At 63.3% G+C, this 23,890-nt stretch carries 23 protein-coding genes; 7 read left to right on the forward strand and 16 right to left on the reverse strand.

Annotation, left to right across the window (positions count from 1 at the left end):
• Window positions 1-199 precede the first annotated feature (199 nt).
• Genes ACCO56_RS26005 through ACCO56_RS26015 form a run of 3 tightly spaced genes read right to left on the reverse strand, consistent with a single transcriptional unit; the run spans window position 200 to window position 3,671 of the window.
• A complete protein-coding gene (locus ACCO56_RS26005; protein WP_433643807.1) occupies window positions 200-520 on the reverse strand; it encodes a hypothetical protein in 321 nt (106 codons plus the stop codon).
• Entirely contained in the window at window positions 517-3,000 is a 2,484-nt protein-coding gene (gene ctaD, locus ACCO56_RS26010) for a cytochrome c oxidase subunit I (RefSeq protein ID WP_433643808.1), read from the reverse strand. Before ctaD ends, ACCO56_RS26005 begins: the two co-directional genes overlap by 4 nt.
• Window positions 2,997-3,671: a cytochrome c oxidase subunit II gene (locus ACCO56_RS26015; RefSeq protein WP_433643809.1), complete on the reverse strand. Its 675-nt coding sequence runs from the start codon at window positions 3,669-3,671 to the stop codon at window positions 2,997-2,999. The genes ctaD and ACCO56_RS26015 overlap by 4 nt, the downstream gene beginning before the upstream one ends.
• A 21-nt stretch (window positions 3,672-3,692) precedes the next feature.
• Here ACCO56_RS26015 and ACCO56_RS26020 point away from each other — a divergent pair, with 21 nt between their 5' ends.
• Window positions 3,693-4,211, forward strand: coding sequence for a DUF2231 domain-containing protein (locus ACCO56_RS26020; protein ID WP_433643810.1), 519 nt, complete (start codon window positions 3,693-3,695; stop codon window positions 4,209-4,211).
• Here the strand turns inward: ACCO56_RS26020 and ACCO56_RS26025 are convergent.
• The 3 genes from ACCO56_RS26025 to ACCO56_RS26035 form a co-directional block, all read right to left on the reverse strand.
• Complete coding sequence (locus ACCO56_RS26025) at window positions 4,178-4,693, reverse strand: CopD family protein (RefSeq protein ID WP_433643811.1); 516 nt, start codon at window positions 4,691-4,693, stop codon at window positions 4,178-4,180. The genes ACCO56_RS26020 and ACCO56_RS26025 overlap by 34 nt on opposite strands.
• Window positions 4,690-5,397 (reverse strand): cytochrome c oxidase assembly protein, encoded by a 708-nt coding sequence (locus ACCO56_RS26030; RefSeq protein WP_433643812.1) that lies wholly within the window; start codon window positions 5,395-5,397, stop codon window positions 4,690-4,692. The genes ACCO56_RS26025 and ACCO56_RS26030 overlap by 4 nt, the downstream gene beginning before the upstream one ends.
• Before the next feature lie 409 nt (window positions 5,398-5,806).
• Window positions 5,807-6,289 carry a MaoC family dehydratase gene (locus ACCO56_RS26035; RefSeq protein ID WP_433643813.1) on the reverse strand — a complete coding sequence of 161 codons (483 nt, stop codon included), beginning with the start codon at window positions 6,287-6,289 and terminating at the stop codon, window positions 5,807-5,809.
• Between the two features lie 213 nt (window positions 6,290-6,502).
• On the opposite strand from ACCO56_RS26035, the gene ACCO56_RS26040 reads away from it, so the two are divergent.
• A complete protein-coding gene (locus ACCO56_RS26040) occupies window positions 6,503-7,291 on the forward strand; it encodes an esterase/lipase family protein (protein WP_433643814.1) in 789 nt (262 codons plus the stop codon).
• A gap of 483 nt (window positions 7,292-7,774) precedes the next feature.
• Here the strand turns inward: ACCO56_RS26040 and ACCO56_RS26045 are convergent, their stop codons facing one another.
• Entirely contained in the window at window positions 7,775-8,215 is a 441-nt protein-coding gene (locus ACCO56_RS26045) for a phasin family protein (RefSeq protein ID WP_433643815.1), read from the reverse strand.
• 58 nt (window positions 8,216-8,273) lie between these two features.
• On the reverse strand, window positions 8,274-9,572 hold the full coding sequence (locus ACCO56_RS26050) for a DUF445 domain-containing protein (protein WP_433643816.1): 1,299 nt from the start codon (window positions 9,570-9,572) through the stop codon (window positions 8,274-8,276).
• Between the two features lie 200 nt (window positions 9,573-9,772).
• On the opposite strand from ACCO56_RS26050, the gene ACCO56_RS26055 reads away from it, so the two are divergent.
• On the forward strand, window positions 9,773-10,255 hold the full coding sequence (locus ACCO56_RS26055; protein WP_433643817.1) for a phasin family protein: 483 nt from the start codon (window positions 9,773-9,775) through the stop codon (window positions 10,253-10,255).
• 61 nt (window positions 10,256-10,316) lie between these two features.
• Here ACCO56_RS26055 and ACCO56_RS26060 read toward each other — a convergent pair whose 3' ends face one another.
• Window positions 10,317-10,811, reverse strand: a complete 495-nt coding sequence (locus ACCO56_RS26060; RefSeq protein ID WP_433643818.1) for an anthrone oxygenase family protein — start codon at window positions 10,809-10,811, stop codon at window positions 10,317-10,319.
• Between the two features lie 62 nt (window positions 10,812-10,873).
• On the reverse strand, window positions 10,874-11,428 hold the full coding sequence (locus ACCO56_RS26065; RefSeq protein ID WP_433643819.1) for an N-acetyltransferase family protein: 555 nt from the start codon (window positions 11,426-11,428) through the stop codon (window positions 10,874-10,876).
• A gap of 267 nt (window positions 11,429-11,695) precedes the next feature.
• On the opposite strand from ACCO56_RS26065, the gene rirA reads away from it, so the two are divergent.
• Window positions 11,696-12,157 (forward strand): iron-responsive transcriptional regulator RirA, encoded by a 462-nt coding sequence (rirA, locus tag ACCO56_RS26070; protein WP_433643820.1) that lies wholly within the window; start codon window positions 11,696-11,698, stop codon window positions 12,155-12,157.
• Between the two features lie 19 nt (window positions 12,158-12,176).
• On the opposite strand, the gene ACCO56_RS26075 is transcribed toward rirA, so the two are convergent.
• The 5 genes from ACCO56_RS26075 to hemP form a co-directional block, all read right to left on the reverse strand.
• Complete coding sequence (locus ACCO56_RS26075; protein ID WP_433643821.1) at window positions 12,177-12,968, reverse strand: heme ABC transporter ATP-binding protein; 792 nt, start codon at window positions 12,966-12,968, stop codon at window positions 12,177-12,179.
• A gap of 265 nt (window positions 12,969-13,233) precedes the next feature.
• Window positions 13,234-14,334: a FecCD family ABC transporter permease gene (locus ACCO56_RS26080; protein ID WP_433643822.1), complete on the reverse strand. Its 1,101-nt coding sequence runs from the start codon at window positions 14,332-14,334 to the stop codon at window positions 13,234-13,236.
• A 6-nt stretch (window positions 14,335-14,340) separates the two neighbouring features.
• The gene (locus ACCO56_RS26085; RefSeq protein WP_433643823.1) at window positions 14,341-15,240 is read right to left on the reverse strand and encodes a heme/hemin ABC transporter substrate-binding protein; all 900 of its coding nucleotides are present in this window, start codon (window positions 15,238-15,240) and stop codon (window positions 14,341-14,343) included.
• A 10-nt stretch (window positions 15,241-15,250) separates the two neighbouring features.
• Window positions 15,251-16,309: a hemin-degrading factor gene (locus ACCO56_RS26090; RefSeq protein ID WP_433643824.1), complete on the reverse strand. Its 1,059-nt coding sequence runs from the start codon at window positions 16,307-16,309 to the stop codon at window positions 15,251-15,253.
• A gap of 11 nt (window positions 16,310-16,320) precedes the next feature.
• Window positions 16,321-16,521, reverse strand: a complete 201-nt coding sequence (hemP, locus tag ACCO56_RS26095; protein WP_433643825.1) for a hemin uptake protein HemP — start codon at window positions 16,519-16,521, stop codon at window positions 16,321-16,323.
• A gap of 194 nt (window positions 16,522-16,715) precedes the next feature.
• Here hemP and ACCO56_RS26100 point away from each other — a divergent pair, with 194 nt between their 5' ends.
• From ACCO56_RS26100 to ACCO56_RS26110, 3 genes are all read left to right on the forward strand, one after another.
• Window positions 16,716-18,914, forward strand: coding sequence for a TonB-dependent hemoglobin/transferrin/lactoferrin family receptor (locus tag ACCO56_RS26100; RefSeq protein ID WP_433643826.1), 2,199 nt, complete (start codon window positions 16,716-16,718; stop codon window positions 18,912-18,914).
• Between the two features lie 4 nt (window positions 18,915-18,918).
• Window positions 18,919-19,359 (forward strand): hypothetical protein, encoded by a 441-nt coding sequence (locus tag ACCO56_RS26105; protein WP_433643827.1) that lies wholly within the window; start codon window positions 18,919-18,921, stop codon window positions 19,357-19,359.
• Between the two features lie 301 nt (window positions 19,360-19,660).
• Entirely contained in the window at window positions 19,661-19,975 is a 315-nt protein-coding gene (locus ACCO56_RS26110; protein WP_433643828.1) for an antibiotic biosynthesis monooxygenase family protein, read from the forward strand.
• A 240-nt stretch (window positions 19,976-20,215) separates the two neighbouring features.
• On the opposite strand, the gene putA is transcribed toward ACCO56_RS26110, so the two are convergent.
• A complete protein-coding gene (gene putA, locus ACCO56_RS26115) occupies window positions 20,216-23,833 on the reverse strand; it encodes a bifunctional proline dehydrogenase/L-glutamate gamma-semialdehyde dehydrogenase PutA (protein ID WP_433643829.1) in 3,618 nt (1,205 codons plus the stop codon).
• Between the last annotated feature and the right edge of the window lie 57 nt (window positions 23,834-23,890).

Here is a 23,890-nt window from a genome sequence, read left to right on the forward strand (position 1 = left end):
GCCGATCGGGGACGAGCTTGCCGAAGGCAAGGCGGCGTGTCTCTCGCGACGCGCCGACAATGGGTGCTGCTTCGAGTGCCGCCGATCTATCCCGAAGTGGATCGATCGAACCTGCACAGACCGTCGTTCTCCCATACGCGACGGCGGCTAGTGGACGGATATAACGGTGAACATCATCCGCGCATCGACACCCGACTTGTCAGAGACAAGTCATGCTCATGACAACCGGAGAGAGGGTCCACATCGTGGCAACCAAAGCGGAGATGGCCAGGATCAGGCTAAGGCGACACACGAAAGGCGACGACGAGACAAGGCGGGGCGAGCGTAGGGCAATGATGAATGCGACTTGCAGCGCCGTGGCGGCGACCCAGGCCGCAATCAGGGCAACGCGGCCGGAAACGAGGTCTAGGCCTGCTTCGGTCCAGCGGTCGGAGCAGACAACACCCTGGAGCCCGTAGACGGCGCTGAAGGCGGCGAGCCAAACCGTGAGCGGGACCGAGATGCGGAGGATGTCGGTCACATCAACACTCCCGGCAGCCAAGCGGCGCCGAGGCCGAGTAGCGCGACCGCGGCGGCGTAGTCGGACCAAAGCCGCACGATCCGCACTTCGCCAATGCGCCGGACCGAGACGTAGCCACCCTTCGCCCGCAGAGCGAGGAACGCCGTCATCAGCCCAGCTAAAGCCGCATGGAACAGGACGTAGCCCGCCACCACCCAGAGCGTAGCGTCGTAGGCGTGGGCGTCGTGAGTGGTCCGCGCGAGCACCATCACGGCGGCGGCCCCGATCGCCAGGAGGCCTGCGAAGCCGAGGAAAAATCCCGGCCAAGGCTTGCCATTGGATTGAATGGCGCGATCGGCCACGCGGATGCCTGCGAGCGTCAACACCACCCCGCCCAGCGCCGATCCAAGTCCCGACAGGCCGAGATCCAGATAGGAGGGCGGCGGCCAGTTCGGCGCAACCGTCCAGAGGAAGGCATATCCGAAGAGAAGCGATCCGAAGAGAACACCGTCGGCGAGCAGCAGGAACAGCGACCCCCACCAGCCGGGTGGGTCGGGTGCGTCTGAAGCGAGCGGAAGCTCGAGCCCATGGCCCACATGTTGCGGGATCTGGTCCTCGCGGCTGCCAAGGCCCCAGGCCCACCAGACCGCGAGCGCCGTCACCCCCAGTGCGGAGAACGGGACGAGCCAGTAGGCCTTGATCAGCATTCCGACGAAGAAGACGCCGACGACGAGCGCCATGACGATGGGCAGTGCCGAGTTCGTCGGGAAGATGACGAGGTGCTTCGGCCGCCCGCTGGCGATCTCCACCGTCATGATCTCGCGCCGGCCGCTGGCGGGTGGTATTCCGAGATAACCCTCGCCGCGCGCGATGCGCAGGGGTAGATCCGGGTCGTCGTGGAGCGGGTGACGGCTGCGAACCTCGGGGATCGAGGCGAGATTGTAGGATGGGGACGGAGATGGCATGGCCCATTCCAGCGTCCCCGCCCGCCAGGGATTGCGCCGGCCGCGGGCCGCCACGGCTGCGTTCACCGCCACGTCGATGAGGACGAGCCCCAATCCGATCGCCATGACGAAACCGCCGATCGAAGCCAGAAGGTTGATGAGTTCCCATCCCGATCCGGCCTCGATTGAATGGATCCGCCGACGCATGCCGAGCAACCCCGCCCAGTGCAGGAGGAGGAAAGTCCCGTGGAAACCGAGGACGATCAGCCAGAACGCCGTCTCGCCCAGCTTGAAATAGCGCTTCCGGCCCGTGAAATGCGGCAGCCAGTAATAGAGCGCCGCAAGCATCGGAAAGACAAAGCCGCCAACCAGCACGTAATGGAGATGCGCCACGATGAAGTAGGTGTCGTGCGACTGCCAGTCGAATGGCACCATCGCCACCATGACGCCGGTAAGCCCCCCAATCACGAAGGTCGCAAAGAAGGCGACGATCCATCGCATCGGCAGCTGCATCTCCGGCCGGCCTTTCCAGATCGTCCCGATCCAGGCGAAAATCTGGATACCCGTAGGCAGCGCCACCAGCGTAGAGGCGGCTGAGAAGAAGGCCAGTCCCATATGGGGGATGCCGGTCGTGTACATGTGGTGGACCCATAGCCCGAAGCTCAGCACCCCGAGCGCCGCCGCCGCCGCCACGACCCAGCCGTATCCCAGGAGCGTGGTGCGCGCCATCACCGGCAGGATCGTGGAGATGACCCCGGCCGCAGGCAGGAAGATGATGTAGACCTCAGGATGGCCAAAGAGCCAGAAGAGGTGCTGCCACAGCAGGGAGTCTCCCCCCGCCTCAACCTGGAAGAAGGGCATACCGAAGGCGCGCTCGAGTTCGAGCAGGATCGAACCAAGGATCAGCGGGGGAAAGGCGGTCAGGATCATCACCGCCACGATCAGCATGTACCAGGCGAAGATGGGCAGCTTGTCCAGCGACATGCCGGGTGCTCGGTAGAGGAGCACCGTCACGACGATCTCGACCGCCGCCGAGATTGCGGAAATCTCCACGAAGGTGATTCCGAGGAGCCAGAAATCCGGATTGATTCCTGGCGATCCCAAGGTCGAGGAAAGCGGCGGATACAGAAACCAGCCGCTATCGGGCGCGATCCCCGCGAAGAGAGCAAAAATCAGCAGCGAACCGCCGAAGACGTAACACCAGAAGCCGAAGGCGCTGAGTCGGGGAAAGGCCAGATCGCGCGTCCCCAGCATCTTGGGCAGGAGATAAATCGTCAGCCCTTCGAAGAGGGGAATGGCGAACAGGAACATCATGATGGTCCCGTGCATCGTGAAGACCTGATTGTAGATTTCAGGTCCCATGAAGGCCGAGCGCGGAGTGGCGAGTTGCGCGCGGATCAGCATCGCGAGGACGCCGGCGATCACGAAGAACGTCACGGCGGCGAACAGGAACATCAGCCCGATGTCGTTGTTGTTCACGGTCGTGAGCTTGCCGCGCCACCCCGGACGGGCGGACCAGATGCGCTCGAGTTGCCGATGACGTCGGAGTGCATTCACGGAGACTCTCCCCGCAGGAAGGCGTCCCAGCCGGCTTCGTCATGTGCCCGCACGGTGAAACCGTGTCCAGTGTAGCCCCCGCCGTTGAATTCGGCGCCGAGCCCCGCATAATCGCCCGGCATGTCCGCTTCGATCCGCAGCACGTTCACATGGCCTGGGATGGCATCGAGCTTGCCGGCGAGCCGCGGAACCCAGAAGCTGTGGATCACGTCGGCCGAGGTGATCTTCACGTCCACCGGGCGGCCTGCAGGGATGTGGAGGACGCCCTCGGTCATGTGACCAGGCGTGTCGTCATAGGAGAAGCGCCAAACCCACTGCGCTCCCTCGGCGCCGACCGTGACGACTTCCGGTCTCGGGCGGGGCAGCAGCCGCTCGCCGATCAAGAGTCCGTAGACGGTCAAGGCCGCCAGCACAGTCATCGAGAAGCCGAGGCCGAGGCCCCAGATCCAGATCCGCTCGTGGCCGGTCTCCGCCTCGGGCGTTGCCAACTCAGGGCGGCGACGGAAGGCGAGAATGAGGAGCGCGACGACCAGCAGAAAGATCACCGCAGCCCCGAACAAGAGCGTCCACCACATCGTCGCGATGGTCGCCGCTGCCGGACCGGCCGGATGCATGGTGGACAGCGCTCCATCGCAACCGGCCAGCATCACGAGCGTTAGCAATCCGACCATCCCCCGCAGGAGAGCCCACCGATGGCCGAAACGCAGCCCGAGAACCGGGACCATACGCTCACCGACCCCGTTGCCCAGCATCCAGGCTACGACGAGACAGGGTCGAAGGTCGCGATTGCGAGCCATCCGATTCATGCCATGGCCGTGGCCTTCCCCATCGCGTTGACCTTCAGCAACTTCGGGGCGGACGTCTTCTACTGGTGGACCGGCGACGAATTCTGGGCCCGGGCGGGCCTCTGGGCGGCGGGGGTGGCCTTCCTCCTCGGCCTCGCTTCTGCTGCCACCGGATTGCCTGAGCTGTTGCTCGTTCCAGGCATCCGCGCGAGGGCCTCGGCCTGGACCCACGCCGCGGTCGCGATGGTGCTTCTGTCGGTCCTGGGCATCAACTGGGGCTATCGCCTTTACGGCTACGAGACTGCGGTGTTGCCCTATGGCATTCTCCTTTCGAGCTTCGGCGTCATCATGGTGGGCGCGACAGGGTGGCATGGCGGCAAACTCGTCTTCGACTACAACCTGGGCGGCGCGTCGAAGGGAAGCTGACGGCCTCGCGGCTCCATGAGCCAGTGCGGCAACGGGATCTTATCCAGTTCGGGTTTGGCCAGAACCAGAACAAGGATCGCCAGCACCAAGACCAGCAGCAGGAGCAGCGGAAGCAGGGGCGCGGGCGTCTGATGTTCTCCCTCGGTTTCGGCCACGGCGACGATCGTGCTGCCCAGCCAGGCGTGGAAGCCGACGAGCAGTGCCACGAAGACCAGTTTGGCGAACATCCAGGGGACAAAGACTTCCCGCATAAAGATGAGAAGGATGCCGGCGGCGATGGCCACCATGGCGGCAGGGGTGACGACCCAGGTATAGCCGTAATGGCAGGCCAGCCGGACCCGGCTGTAGTCCGCCTGTGCGATTGCCGGGTCGTGCCGTGCCAGCATCAGCGGCAACGCAAACAGTCCGGCGCACCAGATCACCAGCGAGGCGATATGAAGCGCCTTCAGATATGGGATCGCGCCGTCGAGCCACGCGATCATGAGGCTCCTTGCACCATGGTCCGCCATCCCCGGCGCGCCAAGAAAGCTCCCCAGACCGCAAAGGGAAGCCCAGCCGGGACCCACATGATGAGCCCTCCCAATTGCTGGTCGCCCAGCGGCGTAAAGCCCCAGGCCAAGGGGGCAACGGCGTGGATGGCGTAGAGCGGTTCCGGGGCGAAGGTGAGGAGCGCGCCGAGAAGCGCCATTTGCATGAAGCCGGCCAGGATGAACAGGAGAGCTCGGGCGGAACCCGGCCGCGGGTCGAAGACAGCGCGCCAGAAGGCGACCGCCGTCCCGAGCAGCGTCGCCTGCATCACCCAGTAGACCGCCATATTGCCGAGCGCGAGATCGTAGGCTCGCGGCAGATGCCATGCCCAGAGAATCCCGGTCGAGACGAGGAAGGGAACTGCAATGGACCGCACCTCACGTGCCGGCCAAGCCAGGGCGATCAGCGGAGCGGCGACTGCCACCAGCAGAACATGGTGGACGACGCGCGCCGAAAAGAGCGCCGCCGACAAGGGGCAAAGGGGCGAGACGAAAACGATTGCCAGAACCGCTACGGCCCACGCGCCCAGGCGGGTTCTTCCGATCCGGAGTGCGAAGAGCCCGAGTAACAGGAGCAGGACTGGATCGAGATTCCAGGTCAGCCAGAGCTCGCCCGGCTCCGGCGCCGGCCCGCAATAGGTCCCCTGCAGCGCCCCCATTATCCAGCTGCCCCGCAGTTCGAGGCAGGTATCTTCTCATACGCGTACGCGCCGGCAAGTCGGCCACCGAAAGCTTCGCACGACGCGCGGCGTCGGCGGGGATCGAAAAGAAGCGCATCGAGGTGTTGACGACTGAGCTTGCGCATCTGATTCCTTGCAGGCGACGATCATGAACACAGATCGACGCCCATCAAATTGGAACCGTTCCAGCCGTCGTAGGTTCCCTCGATCGGGATTTGTCCGGCTTTTTTGGCTGAACGAGCTATATCCACCAAAGCGGCTATAGCCCAGACAGCAGGTCCTGAGTCTAGAGCATTTCGCAGCCGACCGGAATCGGTCGGCGTCGCGAGAATGCGGCAAAACAAAGACCTAAAGCGTGTCACCCGAATCCGATTGCCAGCGACACGCTTTAGGCCTTGCTCGCTCGCGCGGGGACAAACATGACCAGCGTTTCGGTGATCAATGCGGGCTTTTCCTCACCTTCGATCTCGACGACGTTGTTGGTCTTCATCAGATATTGCGCTGATCCTTTTTCCTCGAACGAGACCAGAGTGGAACGCATGCGGACCCTCGATCCGGCTTTCACCGGCGCCAGGAAACGTACCTTGTCGAGGCCATAGTTGAGCATGGCAGCCGTGCCCTCCGGAACCGCGCCGATCTCGTAGCTCATCGATGCGACAAGCGACAGGGTAAGAAAACCGTGGGCGATCGGCCCTTTAAAAGGGCTTTCACGCTTGGCCCGCTCGACGTCCACATGGATCCACTGCTTGTCGCGGGTCGTCTCGGCGAATTGGTCGATCATTTGCTGATCGACCGTTACCCAGGACGACACGCCGAGTTCCTGGCCGATCATCGACGGCATGGTCGCGTAGGTCAGGGTCTGATTCAGCATGCTCAATTTCCTCTATGCGCCTGTCGCGCAGGCGATCTGCCTTCGACTCCGCCTCGCTGGAGGCAGAACCGGCCCGTGGCATCCCTGCGGGATCCCATCGGAATTCACGAGTTCAGCCCTATATCAAGGAGAGTTCATGCCCGCGAGCACCCCTCGCGGGATTCTTGATGTGCCAACCCGTGAGAAGCCCGACAGCATATCGAGGTTCTGAAGATGACAGTGCCTGCGCAGCCTTTAAGACCGCCCTCTCGGCTTCTGCTGGCCTTGGAGGTGAGAACGTTGCCGGAGCTCGGCAGCTTCGTGGCGTCCTGGCCCCTGCTGGCAGCCATGACGCCGGCGGGCGACGGCCACCCAGTCCTCGTCCTGCCCGGCCTCGTCACCAGCGATCGCGCCACCTTGCCGCTCCGCAGCTTTCTGCGGTCGAAGGGTTATACCGCGCATGGCTGGGAGCTCGGCCGCAACTACGGCCCCCTGCCGGACGTCGAACGGCGCATGATCGATCGGGTGAAGGAGCTAGTAGACACCCATGGCCGCACGGTGAGTATCGTCGGCTGGAGCTTAGGCGGCATCTATGCCCGCCAACTGGCGAAGATGATGCCGGAACGTGTCCGCACGGTGATTACGCTCGGCAGCCCATTCAACGGCGATCCGCGTGCGACAAACGCATGGCGGCTCTACGAATACACCTCGGGCTGCAAGGTCGACGAGCGCGACAACCACATGGGCGGGTCGATCTCGCAATCGCCTTCGGTGCCGACCACGGCGATCTACAGCCGCAGCGACGGTATCTGCGCCTGGCAGAGTTGCATGGAAAACGAGTTGCCGCATACCGAGAACATCGAAGTGGAAGCCAGCCATTGCGGCCTTGGCCATCACCCAGCCGCCGTCTACGCCATTTGCGACCGGCTGGCGCAAAGCGAAGGCGAGTGGAAGCCGTTCGACCGAAGCGGCTGGAAAGGCCTGTTCTTTCCCGATCCGAAGAGGCCGCCTCGCTGGAACTGATATCTCGGCGTCACTTCGACCGGTCGTAAATTGCCCCTCACTGTCCGCCGGACATCTCTCCCCGTCAAAAACGGCTATAATATTCACACTTCTGGAAATATCTTTCCGCATTGCTTGGCAGGTCCCCCTCTCCGTCTCGGCTTCGCCGAGCCACCTCTCCCCCACTTCGTGAGGGAGAGGAACAGCCGGCCGCATGCTTGGCGCCTTTCCTCTTCCCCACGAAGTGGGGGAGAGGTGGCTCGGCGAAGCCGAGACGGAGAGGGGGAGCCCGCCGCGCACGCCACGCTCACCTGCAAAGATCAGCAACCGCGCAGGAATGTGTGAATCCGATAGGCGAAATACGCGGGGAGAGAGACGACGGCCGCTTGGGTTTCGCCAGTCGCCAACGATGACGATTGGCGAAAGCGAGGATGACATCGTCCTTCTCCCCGTTTCTTCACCGGGAGGAGGTGCCGGCAGGCGGATGAGGGGCTTGCCCTAAGGTCAATCTTTGTCGCCGCCGGTATGATAGCTGTCGCGGATCTCCTCCATCGACTCCTGGATCCGCTTGCGCAGGATATCGATGGATTCCGCACCGGATCTTTTCATGATGTCCGCGACTTCTCCGGCGTTCTTGACTGCCGTCTCGAAGGTCTTCCGCGCAAAATCCGCTTGCTTGGTCATGATCTCCTGGGGGTTGCCGGGAACACGATAGCTCTGCGCCATATCGGTGATCTCGCGCAGCGTCTCCTGCAAAATCTCGCGTTGCTTGGCCATGACGGAGCTCGCGCCCGAGGCGCTGGCCGAGGCCGATTTCTGCAGCGCCTCGAGGTTCTTGCGATGGTATTCGAGCACCCTTTCGATTTCCATGCTCGGAAGCTTCAAGTCACGGCCGAGTTTCGCGAACATGTCGAAGACGGAATCCGATTCCGGTTTCTTGGCCATGGCATCTTCCTCCTTGAGGCGGCCGCCCAAGAGCAGATTAGAAGATTGGCGCCGCGGGTCAATTCGCGATGAACAGAAGCTCGATGGTGTAAAGCAACAGCCCGGCGAGGCCACCGATCACCATGCCGTTGAAACGGATGTACTGAAGGTCGCGGCCGATATTGATCTCGATCAGGCGGGTGAGCTGCGCGAGATCCCAACGCTTCACCTGGTCGGCGATGAATTTCGACACGCCGCTTTTCTGGGCCTCGACGAAAGAGGCGAGCGCGACGACGAATCCCTTGTTCATGTCGGCCCGGATCCGCGGATCGGAAGCCAGATGCCGGCCGACCTCGACGAACATGTTGCCCAGATGCTCCCTGATGCGGGATTGAGGAAGGCGCGCATCCTGTTCCAGGAACTGGCGCAGGCTGTCCCACATTTCCTGGGCGATGCCGGCAAGCTCGGGACGCGCGAGGAAATCGCGTTTGAGCTTTTCGGCCCGGCGCGCATAGTATGTGGAGCTGCGAAGCTGCTCGATGAAATTCTCGACGAAGTGGTCGAACTCGACGCGCAACGGATGGGCCTCATCGGCCCTCACCTCTTCGAGCAGCGCGCCCGCGGAAGCGACGATCTTTTTCAGGAGATAGGCATCGGCGCGAAAAAGATTGAAGAGTGACGGCAATTCCTCGCGTATCCTATCACGCATCGCGCCCAAAGCCTGTTCGTCGGACAGGAACCTGCCGAGTATCGTAGTCAATTCGTCGAGTAGTTTCTGGTGTCGCCGGTCCTCGGTGAAGGCGGAGAGCAGGTCGGCGGCTAGCGGCGCGATCTTTACCTTGTCGGCCTGCTCCAGCACGCGTTGTGAAACGAAGTCGCGCAGGCCAGACTCCTCGATCGCGCCAAGCATCTGCGGCACCAGCCGTGCGACGAACCGCGACAGGCCGGCTGAGCGCCCTCGGTCGGAGAGCCAATCCGCGACGAGAGCCGCGAAATCGACTTGGTAGAGCTTCTCACGAACTGGAGCAGGCGCAAGGAAGTTCACCTCGATGAAGCGGCCGAGATTGTCGGCGATCCGGTGCTGGTTCGCCGGGATGATGGCGGTGTGAGGGATGGGCAGGCCGAGCGGTCGCTTGAACAGCGCCACGACCGCGTACCAGTCAGCCAGCCCGCCGATGGTTGCGGCCTCGGCGAAAGCCGCGACAAAGCCCAGCAGCGGATAACGGTGCTCCAACGATTTCGCGGCAAGGAAGACGCCGACGCAAACGATAAGAGCGCCGGTGGCGACGAACTTCGTACGTCGCAGCGCCGACAGCTTTTCAGCCTCGCGCGGGTCGGGGGGAGCCGGCAGATCGGTGGATGGCTTTGTTCGGGTCATGTCCTGCTCCAGGCGGAAAATTCGGAAATCTAGCAGCTTACCGAACGATCGCATCGGTTTGGGTCAGCATCGTTCACCGCAAACATGTTGCAATGCACAATTTATGTTGCAATGCACAATATGGGTCACTATATGATCCTCATCCCCGGGCCCATGACGGACGGGGCTCCCATGGCTCCCCGACTGAGGATGGAAAACCGATGACCAAGACTTCTGCCAAGACCAATGGCGCTTCCGGCAGCTTTGCTTCGATCCAGGACGCGCTCGACAATATTCAGACGAAACTCGAAGTTCCCGCTGCGGCCCGCGACTTCGTGAAGCGCACCGCCGCCTCCGCTAGGGAACGCGCCGAGACCGCGCATTCCGGCGCGGCCGACCTCACCGAGGGTGTGGAGAAGTTCGCAGTCTCCATGGCTGGCGGCTACGCGAAGCTGACACGAGGCCTCCTCGACCTGACGCTCGCCAATGTCCAGCACTCCCTGTCGACCGTCGAGAAGCTCGCGGGCGCCAAGTCGGTCAACGAAGCCGTCCAGCTTCAGGCCGATTTCATCCGCGACAACGCTCAGGCTAATTTCGACCACGTGCGCAATGCGGCCGAGGACGCACGCACGACCCTCGCTCATGGCGCGCAGGCTGTCCAGACCGAGATCTTCAAGCTTTATGGCGGCGCCAAGGCTGCCTGACCCACTACCGCCTCCTGCATGACAAAGGCCCGGTTCCGCACCGGGCCTTTGTCGTTTCGTGTCAGCGGACTGCAAGAATAGCGAGGGAAAGAAAGGCAAGAGTTGCGAACACGGCGCGGGCGACATGCGAATATTCCCAGCGATCGCGCAGCTTAGTCCAGTCCTCCGGCTGCGCATCTTTCTTCCCGGTGCCGAAGGAAAAGAAACCGGCCCCGGCCCTTACGATCCTGGTTTCCGCCAGCCAGAAATTGTTCACGGGATGCGTGAACAGCCAGTAGATCGCGTGCATGACGATCATCGCGAGGAACGCTCCGAGCGCAAGCGGAAAGCCTGGGGATCCCCATGTCAGGACAACCAGAACCAGCGTGGCGAGCATGCCACCCGCCTCGCCCACCAGGCCGGCAACTGTAAAGCCGGGGTAATAGATAGGCTGGACGACCTTGTAGGCGTTCTTCTCCAGCCTCAGCTTTCCCGGAAACTCCAGCGCATGCGCAAGCGAGGTCGCCATCGCGACCGCGACCAAAAGAAGCGTCAGGACCTGAAAGGCATCGAACATCGCCCGCTCCGCGATCGTTGCTCGTCGATGCAAACGAGCAAACGGCGGGCCGGTTCCGTTGGCTACGCCGTTTCCGCCTGAGCGGCCCAGGCAGGCGTCATGAAGAACTGAAAGGGCTTGGATGCTACCGGCTCGAGTTCGATCACGCCGACAGTCTCGCCAGCCTCGAAGGAGAGCTTCGCCTTGAAACGGCGTGCCAGCGCCTTCATCGCCTCGTTCTGCGGGTGCGTGGTAACCAGCAGCTTGGTGTAGCCCAGCGCATAGGCATGGGCGATCAGCCGCTCGAACAGGCGCCCGCCGATGCCGCGATGCTGAAGCGCCCTCTCCACGCTGAACGCGATCTCGCCGGTCGGCTCGGGCAACTCCGGCCGCTCGTGCAGTTCCGCCGCACCCAGCACGCGACCGTCCTCGACATAGCCGATCACCGTCGCGCCATCATGGAAACAGCGTGCGGCGTAATTTTCCAGGAAAGCATCGTCGATGAGCCCGTTGAACCGATCGCGGCGGCTGGCCACGTCGAGTCTCAGCAGATGTTCCTGGAACCTGGGCAGATCGGAAGGTCTGAGTTGCCGGATGCTACCGCGCGGGGCGCCGGCATGATGCATGATCTCTTTCATGTCGTACTCCTCGTGGGTTCCTCCCCGAGTCTACGACTCTCGACGGCATACATATTGTGCGCTGCAGCATGGAATGCAACGGTAACCCAACGTCATTTCGCGCGATTTTCTCTGTGGCGCTCGCAACCTTGCCGGGTAGAACCTGGTTGACTCGCCGGCCCCGGAGAAACTTGACGGTAAATTTCAACTTAACTTGCGCTGTTGTCTGGAATTGTTCTAAGGTGTAGGCCATATCTCAGCAACGAGACTCCTCGCAAAGGAACCGTTATGCGGCTGACACGCCAGACCAACTACGCCATTCGCATCCTGATGTATTGCGCAGCCAACAACGACCGGCTGAGCCGCATTCCGGAGATTGCGAGCGCTTATGGCGTATCCGAGCTCTTCCTGTTCAAGATCCTGCAGCCCCTCGTGGAGAACCGCCTTGTCGAGACCGTGCGCGGCCGTAATGGCGGCGTCCGTCTCGGGCGGGCGGCCGACGATATCACTTTGTTCGACGTGGTGCGCGTGACCGAAGAGAATTTCGCGATGGCCGAATGCTTCGAAAACGACGCGACGGACTGTCCGCTCGTGGACAGTTGCTCGCTCAACGCCGCGTTGCGCGAGGCGCTCGGCGCCTTCTTCGAAGTGCTCCAGCGCCATACGATCGGCGAACTCGTGCGGGCCAAGACCAATGTCCGCTCGCTGCTGGGCATCGACCTTCTGGAGCAGCGCGCGCTGGCGGGCTGAGGCCGTGCCGGCGCTCCCGCTACAAGGCCGCGGATTGGGGAAGAACGAAAGGCGCATTGCCCGCTGGCAGCGCCCCCACTCTGAGGCGGCATTCGAAAACGCGAGACATCAGTTCGTCGCTCAGAACATCCGATGGTGAGCCGGCGGCGGCGAGCAGGCCCTTGTGCATGACATAGATGCGGTCCGCATACATGGCGGTCAGGTTCAGGTCGTGCAGGATCGCCACCACGCCCCCGCCCCTTTGGACGAAATCGCGGGCGATATCCATGATGATGAGCTGGTGCTTAATGTCGAGGCTGGAGACCGGCTCGTCGAGGAAGAGATAGCGCGGCCTTCCTTCCAGCACGGGAGCCCAGACCTGGCAGAGGACGCGGGCGAGTTGGACACGCTGCTGCTCGCCTCCGGAGAGTTCCTGGTAGAAGCGGCCGCCGAAACCGTCGAGATCGACACGCGCCAGGGCGCGCTCGGGCAGCCGCTCATCCTCGCCGGGCAAGGCTCCCGAACGCCCGCCGAGCAGGCCGAGCTTGACGATCTCGCGCACGGTAAAGGGAAACGAAAGTGCCGTCGCCTGGGGAAGGACTGCCCGCATTGCGGCCACTTCCCATGGCTTCAGCGAGGCCAGCGCGCGTCCATTGATGCTGATCGAGCCCGTGTAGGGCAGATCGCCTGACAGCGCCTTCATAAAGGTCGTTTTGCCGGAGCCGTTCGGTCCGACGATCGCGGCAAGCTCCCCTGGCCGTATGCCGAAGTCGACGTCCGAGACGATGCGTTTATGGCCGATGCTGACGGCGACGTCGCGAGCTTCGATCATCGTTCGACTACCTTTCATAACCCCAGGCAATAAGTCTTGACCTTTGGGCAAGCCCCTCATCCGCCTGCCGGCACCTTCTCCCCGTCAAGGTGTTTGGACTGGGGAGAAGACCGATGCCGTCTTCGCTTTCGCCAATCACCCACCGCTGGCGATTGGCGAAACCAATGCGGCCGTCGTCTCTTCCCCCGCAAATTCGCGGGGAAGATGTCCGGCAGGACAGTGAGGGGCTTCTCGCGACCGGTCAAAGATCTACGCCTATGGTATGTCACAAATCCAGGACGCCGCGCTTGCGCAACAGGATCCACAGGAAGAACGGAGCGCCGGCGGCGGCGGTCACGATGCCGATCGGCAACTCGGCCGGCGCCACGATGGTGCGGCTTACGGCATCGGCGAGCAGCAGCAGGCTTGCGCCCAGCAACGCGGAAGCCGGCAGCAGATAGCGATTGTCCGGTCCGATCGCGAGACGCAACATATGCGGCACGACGATGCCGACGAAGCCGATGCCACCGCTGACGGCGACGGAAGCGCCGGTGGCCGCGGCGACGGAGACGATCGCGACATATTTGAAGCGCTGCACGGGAATTCCGAGGTGATTGGCTGTCGCTTCGCCGAGGGCGAGCGCATTGAGCCCGCGCGCCAGGAACGGCGCGGCGGCAAGGGCGAGCGCGATGATCGGTCCGATCGCGGCGACCTTCACCCACGTCGCCCCCGCCAGCGAGCCGAGTTGCCAGAAGGTCAGATCGCGAAGCTGCCGGTCGTCCGCGATGAAGATCAGAAGACCCATGAGCGCTCCCGCGAGCGCGGCAAGGGCGATGCCGGCGAGAAGCATCGTTGCGACCGAAGTCTGCCCCCGCCGTGTCGAGATGCGATAAAGCACCAAGGTCGATACGAGGCCGCCGGCGAATGCCGCGATCGGCAGCGCGTAGATGCCGAGCCACGAAGCCACGGGTGCCAGAAAGGACGCTCCGAGCACGATCATTGCAACCGCGGCCAAGGCAGACCCGGCAGACACCCCGATCAGTCCAGGATCGGCGAGCGGATTGCGAAACAGGCCCTGCATGATGGCGCCGGCCACGGCGAGCGCGGCTCCGACCAGCATGCCCATGGCGACCCGCGGCATGCGGATATCGTAGATGATGATGCGGTCGCGTTCCGACAGCGCGCCGGCTTCGATTCCGGACAGCCAATCGCGCAGGACGGCCCAGGCGGAAGCATCCGATGCTCCCGATGTCAGGCTCAGTAGAATGGTGACGAGGAGTGCCGCCAGGAGAATGCCTATCGCCAGCCGGGCCCGGGCGGAGCGGTCACCCTGCATGGCTTGCGTTCTGCCGGCGTTGAATGCGCCGGCTGCCGAGGTGTCGAGCATGCCGCCTCAATCCGTGACCTGGTCGCCGTAAAGCGCTTTGGCGAGATCGCGCGCCGCGCTCGCGGTGCGGGGACCGAACCCCAGGAGATAGGCTCCATCCATGCGGATCAGGGCTTTTGCCTTCCCGGCGGGCGTCGGCGCAATCGCCGGATGGGCAAACAGCTCGTCCCCGATCTGGCTGTGTTCGCCGCCGCGCGTCATCATAAGAATGACGTCTGGCTTCGCGGTAATGACGGCCTCGTCGGAGACCTGCTTGTATCCCTGGAAGGAATCGATGACGTTGACGCCGCCCGCGAGCTTGATGATGCCGTCGCTCGCCGTACCTGTGCCCGCGGCGAGGAGCTTGCCGCCTTGCATGCTCAGGATGAAAAGCACGCGCTTGTGTTCCTTGATACCGGCCGTGAGCTTCTCGGTCGCCCTCAAATCGGCGTCGACGGTAGCCGCCAGGGCTTCGGCCTTGTCTTCGACCTCGAGAGCCTTGCCGACGATCTCGATCTTGGCGAGGATACCCTCGCGATCGAAGCGGTCCGGCACCGACACGAGATCCGCCCTCGCCTTCTTGAGGACGTCTATTGCCTCCCGGGGCCCGCTGCCTTCGAGCAGCAGGATGCCGGTCGGATCGACCGACAGCACGCCCTCGGGCGAAAGCTGGCGCATGTAGCCGACATCCGGCAGCGACAACACCGCTTCGGGAAAGACGCTTGTCTGGTCGCGGGCGACCAGCCGTTTCTCCTCGCCCAGCGCATAGACGATCTCGGTCACCGACCCGCCGATCGACACGATACGTGACGGATCGGAGAAAGCGCCGTCGATCTCGCTGGCACTGGCCGTATGAACTGAGAAAAGGCCGATGGCAGCAAGCGAAACGGCGCGCAGCTGCGCGCCGATGCTGGAGGGGAAACGCATGGTACTCTCCTCAGGCCGCCGTCGACTGCGGCACGCGCGGCAGGTTCTCCGCCAGGAAGCGCCAGTCGCCGCGCTCGGTTTCGCCTTCGTGGCGCGCACCGAAGAACTGTATGATCATCTCGCCATCGGCGCCATACGCCTCGATCGAGGTGACATGGCCGTCCTTGGTGGGCTTGCGAACCGACCAGACCTGCCGGATGTGGTCGAGCCGCAGATGCAGATGGAAGGTCTCGTCCATGACGTTGAGCCAGGGGCCCATCGGCTTGATGTTCTGCAACGGCCCCTTGTGGATCTGGATGCAGCCGCGATTGCCCACGAAGCACATGATCGGGACCTGCTCCTGGACGGCATGATTGAACATCGCGGAAAGCGCGTCGCCGTCGAGCAGCCAGGCATAGTCCTGGCCGACCATGCTCAGCGCCTGGAGCCGGGTGAGATTGAGCGCCTTCAGCATGCCGAAGAACTGATGCGTATCCGTGAGCCTGCTCCAGCGGTCGCGAAGTTCCTCGATTCCGGCAACGACACCGAGCTGAGTTGCACCGGCCTTGTCCGGCTCCGCCAATGTCACCGACTGCGACTGGTCGGCGGAGATCAACGCTTCCACGAGGTTCTGGTAAGCATAAAGGTTCGAATTGGCGCGCAGATGCACCTTGTGGACGGCCTCGCCCCGTGCGTCGAAGAACTGCAGGCTATGCCTGACATCGTTGCCGTCCCGCTTCTCGACGGCAAAACCATGGGCCCAGACCTTGGGGAAGATGCGCAGGTCGATCAGTTCGCCCAGAACCATGGCGCTGTGATCGCCGGTCACGACCTTGTCGTACACGCCGATCTTTTCATGCACGGCGCTCTCGTTGCGGGTGAGAGCCATCACCTCCCCTACGGCTTCGAGGCCAGCGAGCACATCATTGACGCGCGGCTCGATGCGGCGGACGCCTTCACCGCACCAGGCGGCCACGAACTCGGCCTCCGAGATACCTAGCTGGGTGGCGAGATCGCGCTCGCGCATCTTGGGGTTGTCGGCGCGCGCCTGCCTTATCGCAGGCGCATCAGGTCTTGCTGCGGCATTCATCGGGGATGGACCTACTTGTTGAGGATGAGCTTGCCCTGGCGGGTGATCTTCAGCCGGTACATCGCGCCGCGATGGTCGATGCTGATCTCGTGGTCGCCGTGGAAGAGCGATTCGCTGGTGACCGTCCTGACCGGAACCGGACGAACGGAGCGTTCGGCGGGCTGCGTGCGAAACTGCCCGTAGCGGTAATTTCCGGCGTTGTAGCTGTTCACTGTCGTGCCTCCTTCTCCACACCCGGCGCACAATCGGATCTCGTCCGGGGATTCAATCTTGACACTAATTATCAGGTTTAATACGCAGCGCAATACCGGATCAAAATAGTCAACATTTTGACGACCCGGAAGGGACGACATCGTGCGAGCCAGCGAAAGCCAGCCAGCAGCAACGACGATAAGGAGTTGGGCTGATGGGGCAGAATGCCTGGGAGAATAGCGCCACACCACGGCGGCGGAAGGCATTTCTTTTGACTGGTGCGGCGGCGATCGCCCTGATGGCGGCACCGGCCCATGCGCAGGAAACGACGGCAGGGCAGCAGCCCGCTGAAACCAATCAAACCGCGCCGGTCGAACAGGCTGCGCAGAACCAGAATGGCACCACGGTCCTCGACACCATCACCGTGGTGAGCCGCACCGGCGAGTCGGCGATCGGTTCCATGGCTTCAGTCAGCCAGGTGAGCGGCGAGCAGTTGGAACGGCGCATGGCGACCACGCCGCAGGAAGTGCTTTTCGGCGTCCCCGGCGTCACCGTCCAGACCGATGCCAAGCGCGCCGCGTCGAGCGTGAACATCCGCGGCCTGCAGGATTTCGGCCGTGTCGCGGTGATCGTCGACGGTGCTCGCCAGAATTTCCAGCGGTCCGGCCATGGAACCCAGAGCCTTTTCTTCATCGACCCCGCTCTTATCAAGCAGGTCGACGTCATTCGCGGCCCGGTCTCCAACACATACGGCTCTGGTGCCATCGGCGGCGTCGTGTTCTTCGAGACGAAGGATGCGACCGACTTCCTGCTCGATGACGAGACCTATGCAGGGTCGCTCACCGGCATGTACGACACGAACGCCGGCGGCTGGACGACGAGCGCGACCGGCGCCTACAAGTTCAACGAGGCCGCCGACGTGATCGCCAACCTCGTCTGGCGCGACTACGGCGACTACGAAGACGGAGGCGGAGACCGGGTCGTCGGGACCGGTTTCGACGTATTGAGCGGCATGTTGAAGAGCACGCTGCGGCCGACAGAAAACAGCGAACTCAAGCTCGGTTGGGTCGGCACGAAGGAAGACTGGAGCGAGGGAGCCGAAACTTCGGATCTCGATCTTGATCAGAACACCTTCACCGCCCGCTACAACGTCACCGATGACGAGCAGAGCTGGCTCGACCTGCACGTCAACTTTTCCTACAACAAGGCCGACCTGAACGAGACTTCCAATGTCGCCGTCAACCAGTTCGATCCCCGGACAGGCCGACGGATCACCATTCCCGCCGGTGCTCAAACCAGTTGGGACATCGGCACCACGGGGATCGACGTCTGGAACACGTCGCGTTTCGAAACCGGCGTCGTTTCCCACGAACTCACCTATGGCGGCGACTGGGTTTCCGACGACGTGACGACAGCAAGCCCGATCGGAGGCAGCGACTTCTACACGCCTTCAGGCAAACGCACGGTCTGGGGCGCCTATATCCAGGAAAAAATGCGCTATGAGTGGCTCGAAGTCGTCGGCGCTCTCCGCTACGACAGCTACGATCTGGATGGAACCACCGGCGACAGCTCGGGCAACCACCTCTCGCCCCGTTTGACGATTGGAGTGTCCCCTTTCCAATCCCTGCAGGGGCTTCAATTCTACGGCACCTACGCCGAGGGGTATCGCTCGCCGAGCATCAGCGAAACGCTCATCACCGGCCTGCACCCGAGCGGCGTAACCTTCCCATTCCTGCCAAATCCCAATCTCAAGCCGGAAATCGGAAAGACCTGGGAGGCAGGCGTCAACTACAGTCAGGATGGTCTTGTCTGGAGCGATGACACGCTGCGTATCAAGGCGGCCTATTTCAACAACAACGTCACCGATTATATCGGCGGACAGCAGCTTTCGGCCTTCGATCCGACAAGCGGGTGCCCGCTGCGTCCGGACTTGCTGCGCCCCGGCACAGGCTACATTCCGATTTGCTTCCAGTACCAGAACTTCGCCAAGGCCAAGATCGACGGCTTCGAATTCGAGGCATTCTACGACGCGGGCCGATATTTCGGCGGAGTCTCGGCTTCCATCATCGACGGTTATACCATCTCCAACGACGGCGAACGGGAAGACCTGCTGACGGTGCCCGCCTCTCAGGTCACGGCGCAGCTCGGTATGAGGGTGCTCGAGAACACGCTGAGCTTTGGCGGCGAGGTACAGTACAACGCGCCTCCAAAGGGAGCGACTTTTGCCGACGACTATACGCTCGTGAACCTGTTCGCGAGCTATCAGCCCACGAAGAACTTCCGTCTCGACTTCCGCGCCGACAATCTGTTTGACGTGAAGTACGCCAATCCGCTCAATGCGACCACCACCAGCGTGATCTACGAGCAGGGGCTGACCCTGAAGCTCGGCGCGACTGTTCGTTTCGGAGGATAAGCATATGAAGATGACTGCAAGGGCATTGCTTCGTTTCCTGGTCTCCGCGATGGCGATGCCGCTTGCGGTTGTTCCGGCTCTGGCCGAGGACCCGACGCCTGCGCTCCATCTCGAACTCAACGCCGTGCAGCCCTCCGACAAAGGTTGCAGGCTCACCTTCGTCGTCAACAATCAACTCGGCGCCGACCTCGAACGGGTCGCCTTCGAACTGGCTTTGTTCAATGAAGCAGGAGCCGTCGACAGGCTTACCGTGCTCGCCTTCAAGGAAATGCCGGCCGGCAAGATCAAGGTCAGCCGCTTCGACATAGCCGGGGCCGACTGCACCAAGCTGTCGCGCGTTCTGATCAACGAGGCGACGGAATGCGTGGGAGCCGGCGTCGAACCGGCCTCCTGCATGCGCCGGCTCGACACGACGACGAAGACCGGCATCGCCTTCGGCCTGTGAGGGCCGAAATCAAGGAAAGAACACAGTGCTTTTCTCCCGACTTCATGCCATCGCCGCTCCGCGGGGCGACGGCCTCCGCCCGGAACTCGCCGATATGTTGCGCCGATCCCAGGCAAGGATCGATGCAGGGCCGAAGCTCGTCGACCTCGCCTCGTATCGCAGCAAAGGCCTCGTGCAGTCCGGTCCCAACCCGTCGCCTGCGGCGCGAAAAGAGTTGCCCGAGGGAGTGATCCCCTTCCCGCTCGGAAACAGAACCAAGTAGCCACCCAGAAAGACGCCTGACGGCGTGGAAAGGAAGCCTATGTACATCGCCATGAACCGCTTCAAGGTGCAGAACGGGTCGGAGCAGGCCTTCGAGGATGTCTGGAAGAACCGGGACTCGTCCCTGGCCGAGATGAAGGGGTTCAAGGAATTCCATCTCTTGCGCGGCCCGGCCAACGAGGCGGAGGCCTACACGCTCTACGCTTCGCATACCGTCTGGGACAGCTATGAGGATTTCATCGCCTGGACGAAGTCGGAAAACTTCCGCGCCGCCCACAAGAACGCCGGCCAGAACAAGGTGCTCTATATCGGCCACCCCCAATTCGAAGGCTTCTCGGTCGTCGAAGGGGCGTGAGGGAGCCGTTTGCAGAGGACACGGTTACGGCAAACCCCTCACTGTCCTGCCGGACATCTCTCCCCGCATGCGGGGAGAGAAAGGCTGGCCGCAACCGTTTCGCAAACCCGCAACGTTGACGACTGGCGAAAGCCTTGGTGAGATCGTCTCTCTCCCCGCGCGCGGGGAGAGATGTCCGGCAGGACAGTGAGGGGCGATAGGCCGCTTCACCTCCACCCGTATCTCTTGCCGTTCTCCCTCTTACGCTGCCGCAAGCAAGCTGGCATTCCCTCCCGCCGCCGTAGTGTCCACGCACACCGCGCGCTCATGCGTGTAGGCGGCAGGATATATCTTCTCCACGATCAGCGGCACGATCGCGCCCTTGCGGGCGGCAAGTGCTTGCCGCAGAGGCCTGAGCGCTTCCAGCGAGCCCGAACAGGCCACGACATCGACGGCGAGCTCCTGCAAAGCGGAAGGCGCCAGGGTTCCATCGATGGCGGCCAGTGGGAGACCCTTGCCCGTCAGCGGCTGGAGGGCCGCCGGTGCTCCCGGCGCTACCGCCAGCACCGCATTTCCCGCCGCCAGAGCCTGGATCACTTGGGCAAGCAGTGTTTCGGCATCCGGCCCGAGGCAAAGCACGCGACCGCGCGGCACAAGCGACAGCGTGTTGGCCTCGCCTGTGGGACCGGGCAGATCGGCCTGTCCGTATTCGAGGGCGGCGGCAGCGGCGATCGCTTCCGCTGCCTTGCCGCGCAGATGCTTGCGCAGAATTGCGATGCGGTCGGCGCGCGTGCTCCAGCCACCCAGCGAAGGCGCGAGCAGATGGTCGGCGAGCGCGGTGGCGCTCACTGCCGTTCCCGCTGGAATCTCGCCTCCGGCGGCTTCCGATTTGCGGAAGCGGCGCAGGTAATTGGGGCCACCGGCCTTGGGCCCGGTGCCGGAAAGCCCCTCACCCCCGAAAGGCTGCGAGCCGACGACGGCGCCGATCTGGTTGCGGTTGACATAGATGTTGCCGGCATGAATGCCGTCGACCAGATGCTGCACCCTGTCTTCGATGCGGGTGTGGAGGCCGAAGGTAAGCCCGTAGCCTTTGCGGTTGATCGCGGAGATGACCTGATCGATTTCCTCAGCCTCGAAGGTCGCGACATGGAGCACCGGACCGAAGACTTCACGCTCCATCTCGCTGATGCCCTTGACCCTCAACACCTGCGGGGCGACGAAGCGGCCCTCGGCGGGGGCGTCGCGCCTCGCGACGAGGCGGCCCTTTTCCTCCATCGCCCTGGCGTAGTCGCTGATCGACTGCCTGGCCTCGTCGTCGATGACCGGTCCGACATCCGTCGAGATGTGCCAGGGATCGCCGACCGACAGCGCATCCATTGCTCCGGTCAGCATTTCCATCACCTTCTTCTCGACGTCCTTCTGGACGTAGAGGACACGCAGAGCGGAGCAGCGCTGTCCTGCGCTCTGGAAGGAGGAGGCGAGAATGTCGCGAACCGCCTGCTCCGGCAGCGCGGTGGAGTCGACGATCATGGCGTTGAGCCCGCCCGTCTCCGCGATCAGCATCGCGTCGGGCGCTGCCGTTTCGGCGAGTTGGCGCTCGATCAGCTTCGCGACCTCCGTCGAACCTGTGAAGCAGACACCCGCGATGCGCGGATCGGCCGTCAATGGCGCGCCCACCGAAGGCCCGTCACCCGGCAGGAGCTGGATAACGTCTTCGGGCACTCCGGCCTCGCGCAGCAGGGCCACCGCACGCGCGGCGATCAGCGGCGTCTGCTCGGCCGGCTTGGCGATGACGGCGTTGCCGGTGACGAGCGCCGCCGCGATCTGACCGGTGAAAATCGCCAGGGGGAAGTTCCAGGGCGAGATGCAGGCGATGACGCCGCGCGCATCGGTCCCGGCTTCCGCCTTGCCTGCCTCGGCCGCATAATAGCGCAGGAAATCCACTGCCTCGCGCACTTCAGCAACCCCATCGGCAAGTGTCTTGCCGGCCTCGCGTGTGGCAAGCGCGAAAAACTCGATCGCATTCGCCTCATAGAGATCGGCCGCGCGATTGAGGATCGCGGCGCGCTCGGCAACGGGTCGAGCCGCCCAGCGTGGCTGAACCTCGACAGCGGCGCGGACCGCGACGGGGACCTGCTCCGCGCTCGCCTCGTGCACCGTTCCGACGATCTCGTTCGGATTGGCGGGATTGATGATCTTGCGGGACTTGCCGTAGCCCGCGGCGCGCGTAACCGGCTTGGCCGACCAGCGATCGGGGCCGGCGAAGAGGGCGCGCCCCTCCTCGATTGCCGCGAGCGTCACGGCATCGGTGATGTCCCAGCCCTTCGAGTTGCGCCGGCCGGCTCCGAACAGGTCGGAGGGGCACGGGATCGCGGGATTGGCGGCAGGTCCTTGCCCGGCGATCGTGTCGAACGGATCGCGTGCGATGTCCTCTGCCTTCACCTCCTCGTCGACGATCTGGTGGACGAATGACGAATTGGCTCCGTTTTCCAGGAGGCGGCGCACGAGATAGGCAAGCAGGTCGGAATGGGCGCCTACCGGGGCATAGATGCGGCAGCGCGTGCCCTCGGCTTGGCGGACGGTCTCGTGCAAGGCTTCGCCCATGCCGTGCAGGCGCTGGAACTCGAAACTGTCGCGATCGGGCGACATGGCCAGAACTGCCGCCACCGTGTGGGCATTGTGCGTGGCGAATTGCGGGTAGATGCGGTCCGTCATCGACAGGAGCTTGCGGGCATTGGCGATGTAGGAGACGTCGGTATTGGGCTTGCGCGTAAAGACTGGATAGCCGGCAAGCCCCATCGTCTGGGCGCGCTTGATCTCGGTGTCCCAATAGGCGCCCTTAACGAGGCGCACCATGATCTTGCGATCGAGCTTCTCGGCAAGGGCGTAAAGCCAATCGATCACGAAGGAGGCGCGCGGCCCGTAGGCTTGGACCACGACACCGAAGCCATTCCAGTCGGCCAGCCGCGGATCGGAAAGCACGCGTTCTATCACGTCGAGTGAAAGGTCGAGGCGGTCGGCCTCCTCCGCATCGACGTTGAGGCCCATGCGCGCCTGCCGCGCGGCGAGCGCCAGGGAGAGGAGCCGTTCGGCCATCACCGGGAGCATGGTTTCCTTCTGCGATACCTCGTAGCGCGGATGGATGGCCGAAAGCTTCACCGAAATGCCAGGATTCCCACGGATATCGAAACCGACGGACGAACTCTTGAGCGACGAGATCGCATCCGCATAGGCCTGGAGGTAGCGCAACGCGTCGGTTTCGGTGCGGGCAGCCTCGCCAAGCATGTCGTAGGAATAGAGATAGCCCTTGGAGGTCATGGGCTTGCCGCGCTTCAAGGCTTCGGCGATCGTGCGCCCGAGCACGAACTGCTCCCCCATCTCACGCATGGCGGCGGCAACGGCCGTGCGGATGACGGGCTCGCCCAGCCGGCGCACCATGGCGCGCAGCGTCTTCTCTACGCCGCCCTCGCCCTCGTCGAGCACCTTGCCCGTCAGCATCAACGCCCAGGTCGATGCGTTGACGAAGATCGAGCTCGAGCCGCCGGAATGGGCCGACCAGTCATGCGGCGCGATCTTGTCACGGATGAGGTCGTCCATGGTCTCGGTGTCCGGCACCCGCAAGAGCGCTTCGGCGAGACACATCAACGCCACGCCTTCCCTCGTGGAAAGGCCATAGGCTTTGAGGAACACTTCCATGAGGCGCGGATCGGAGGAAGCGCGAACGGCCCGAACGAAATCCGCCGCGCGCTTCGAAATTCCGGCGCGGTCGCTCTCGGAGAGATCGGCCAGCTTCGCCAGACGTACCAGCGCCTCCGCCTCGTCCGGCAAATAATTCGCCCTGATCTCGTTTCGGATGGCTTCGAGTTCCTGCGCAGGCATGACAATCCCCGTCTGCAACGTGAGAGTGATCCGGAATCCGTCCGGCAGCAAGCCGGA

Source organism: Mesorhizobium sp. 1B3 (assembly GCF_050958605.1).
Taxonomy (GTDB): domain Bacteria; phylum Pseudomonadota; class Alphaproteobacteria; order Rhizobiales; family Rhizobiaceae.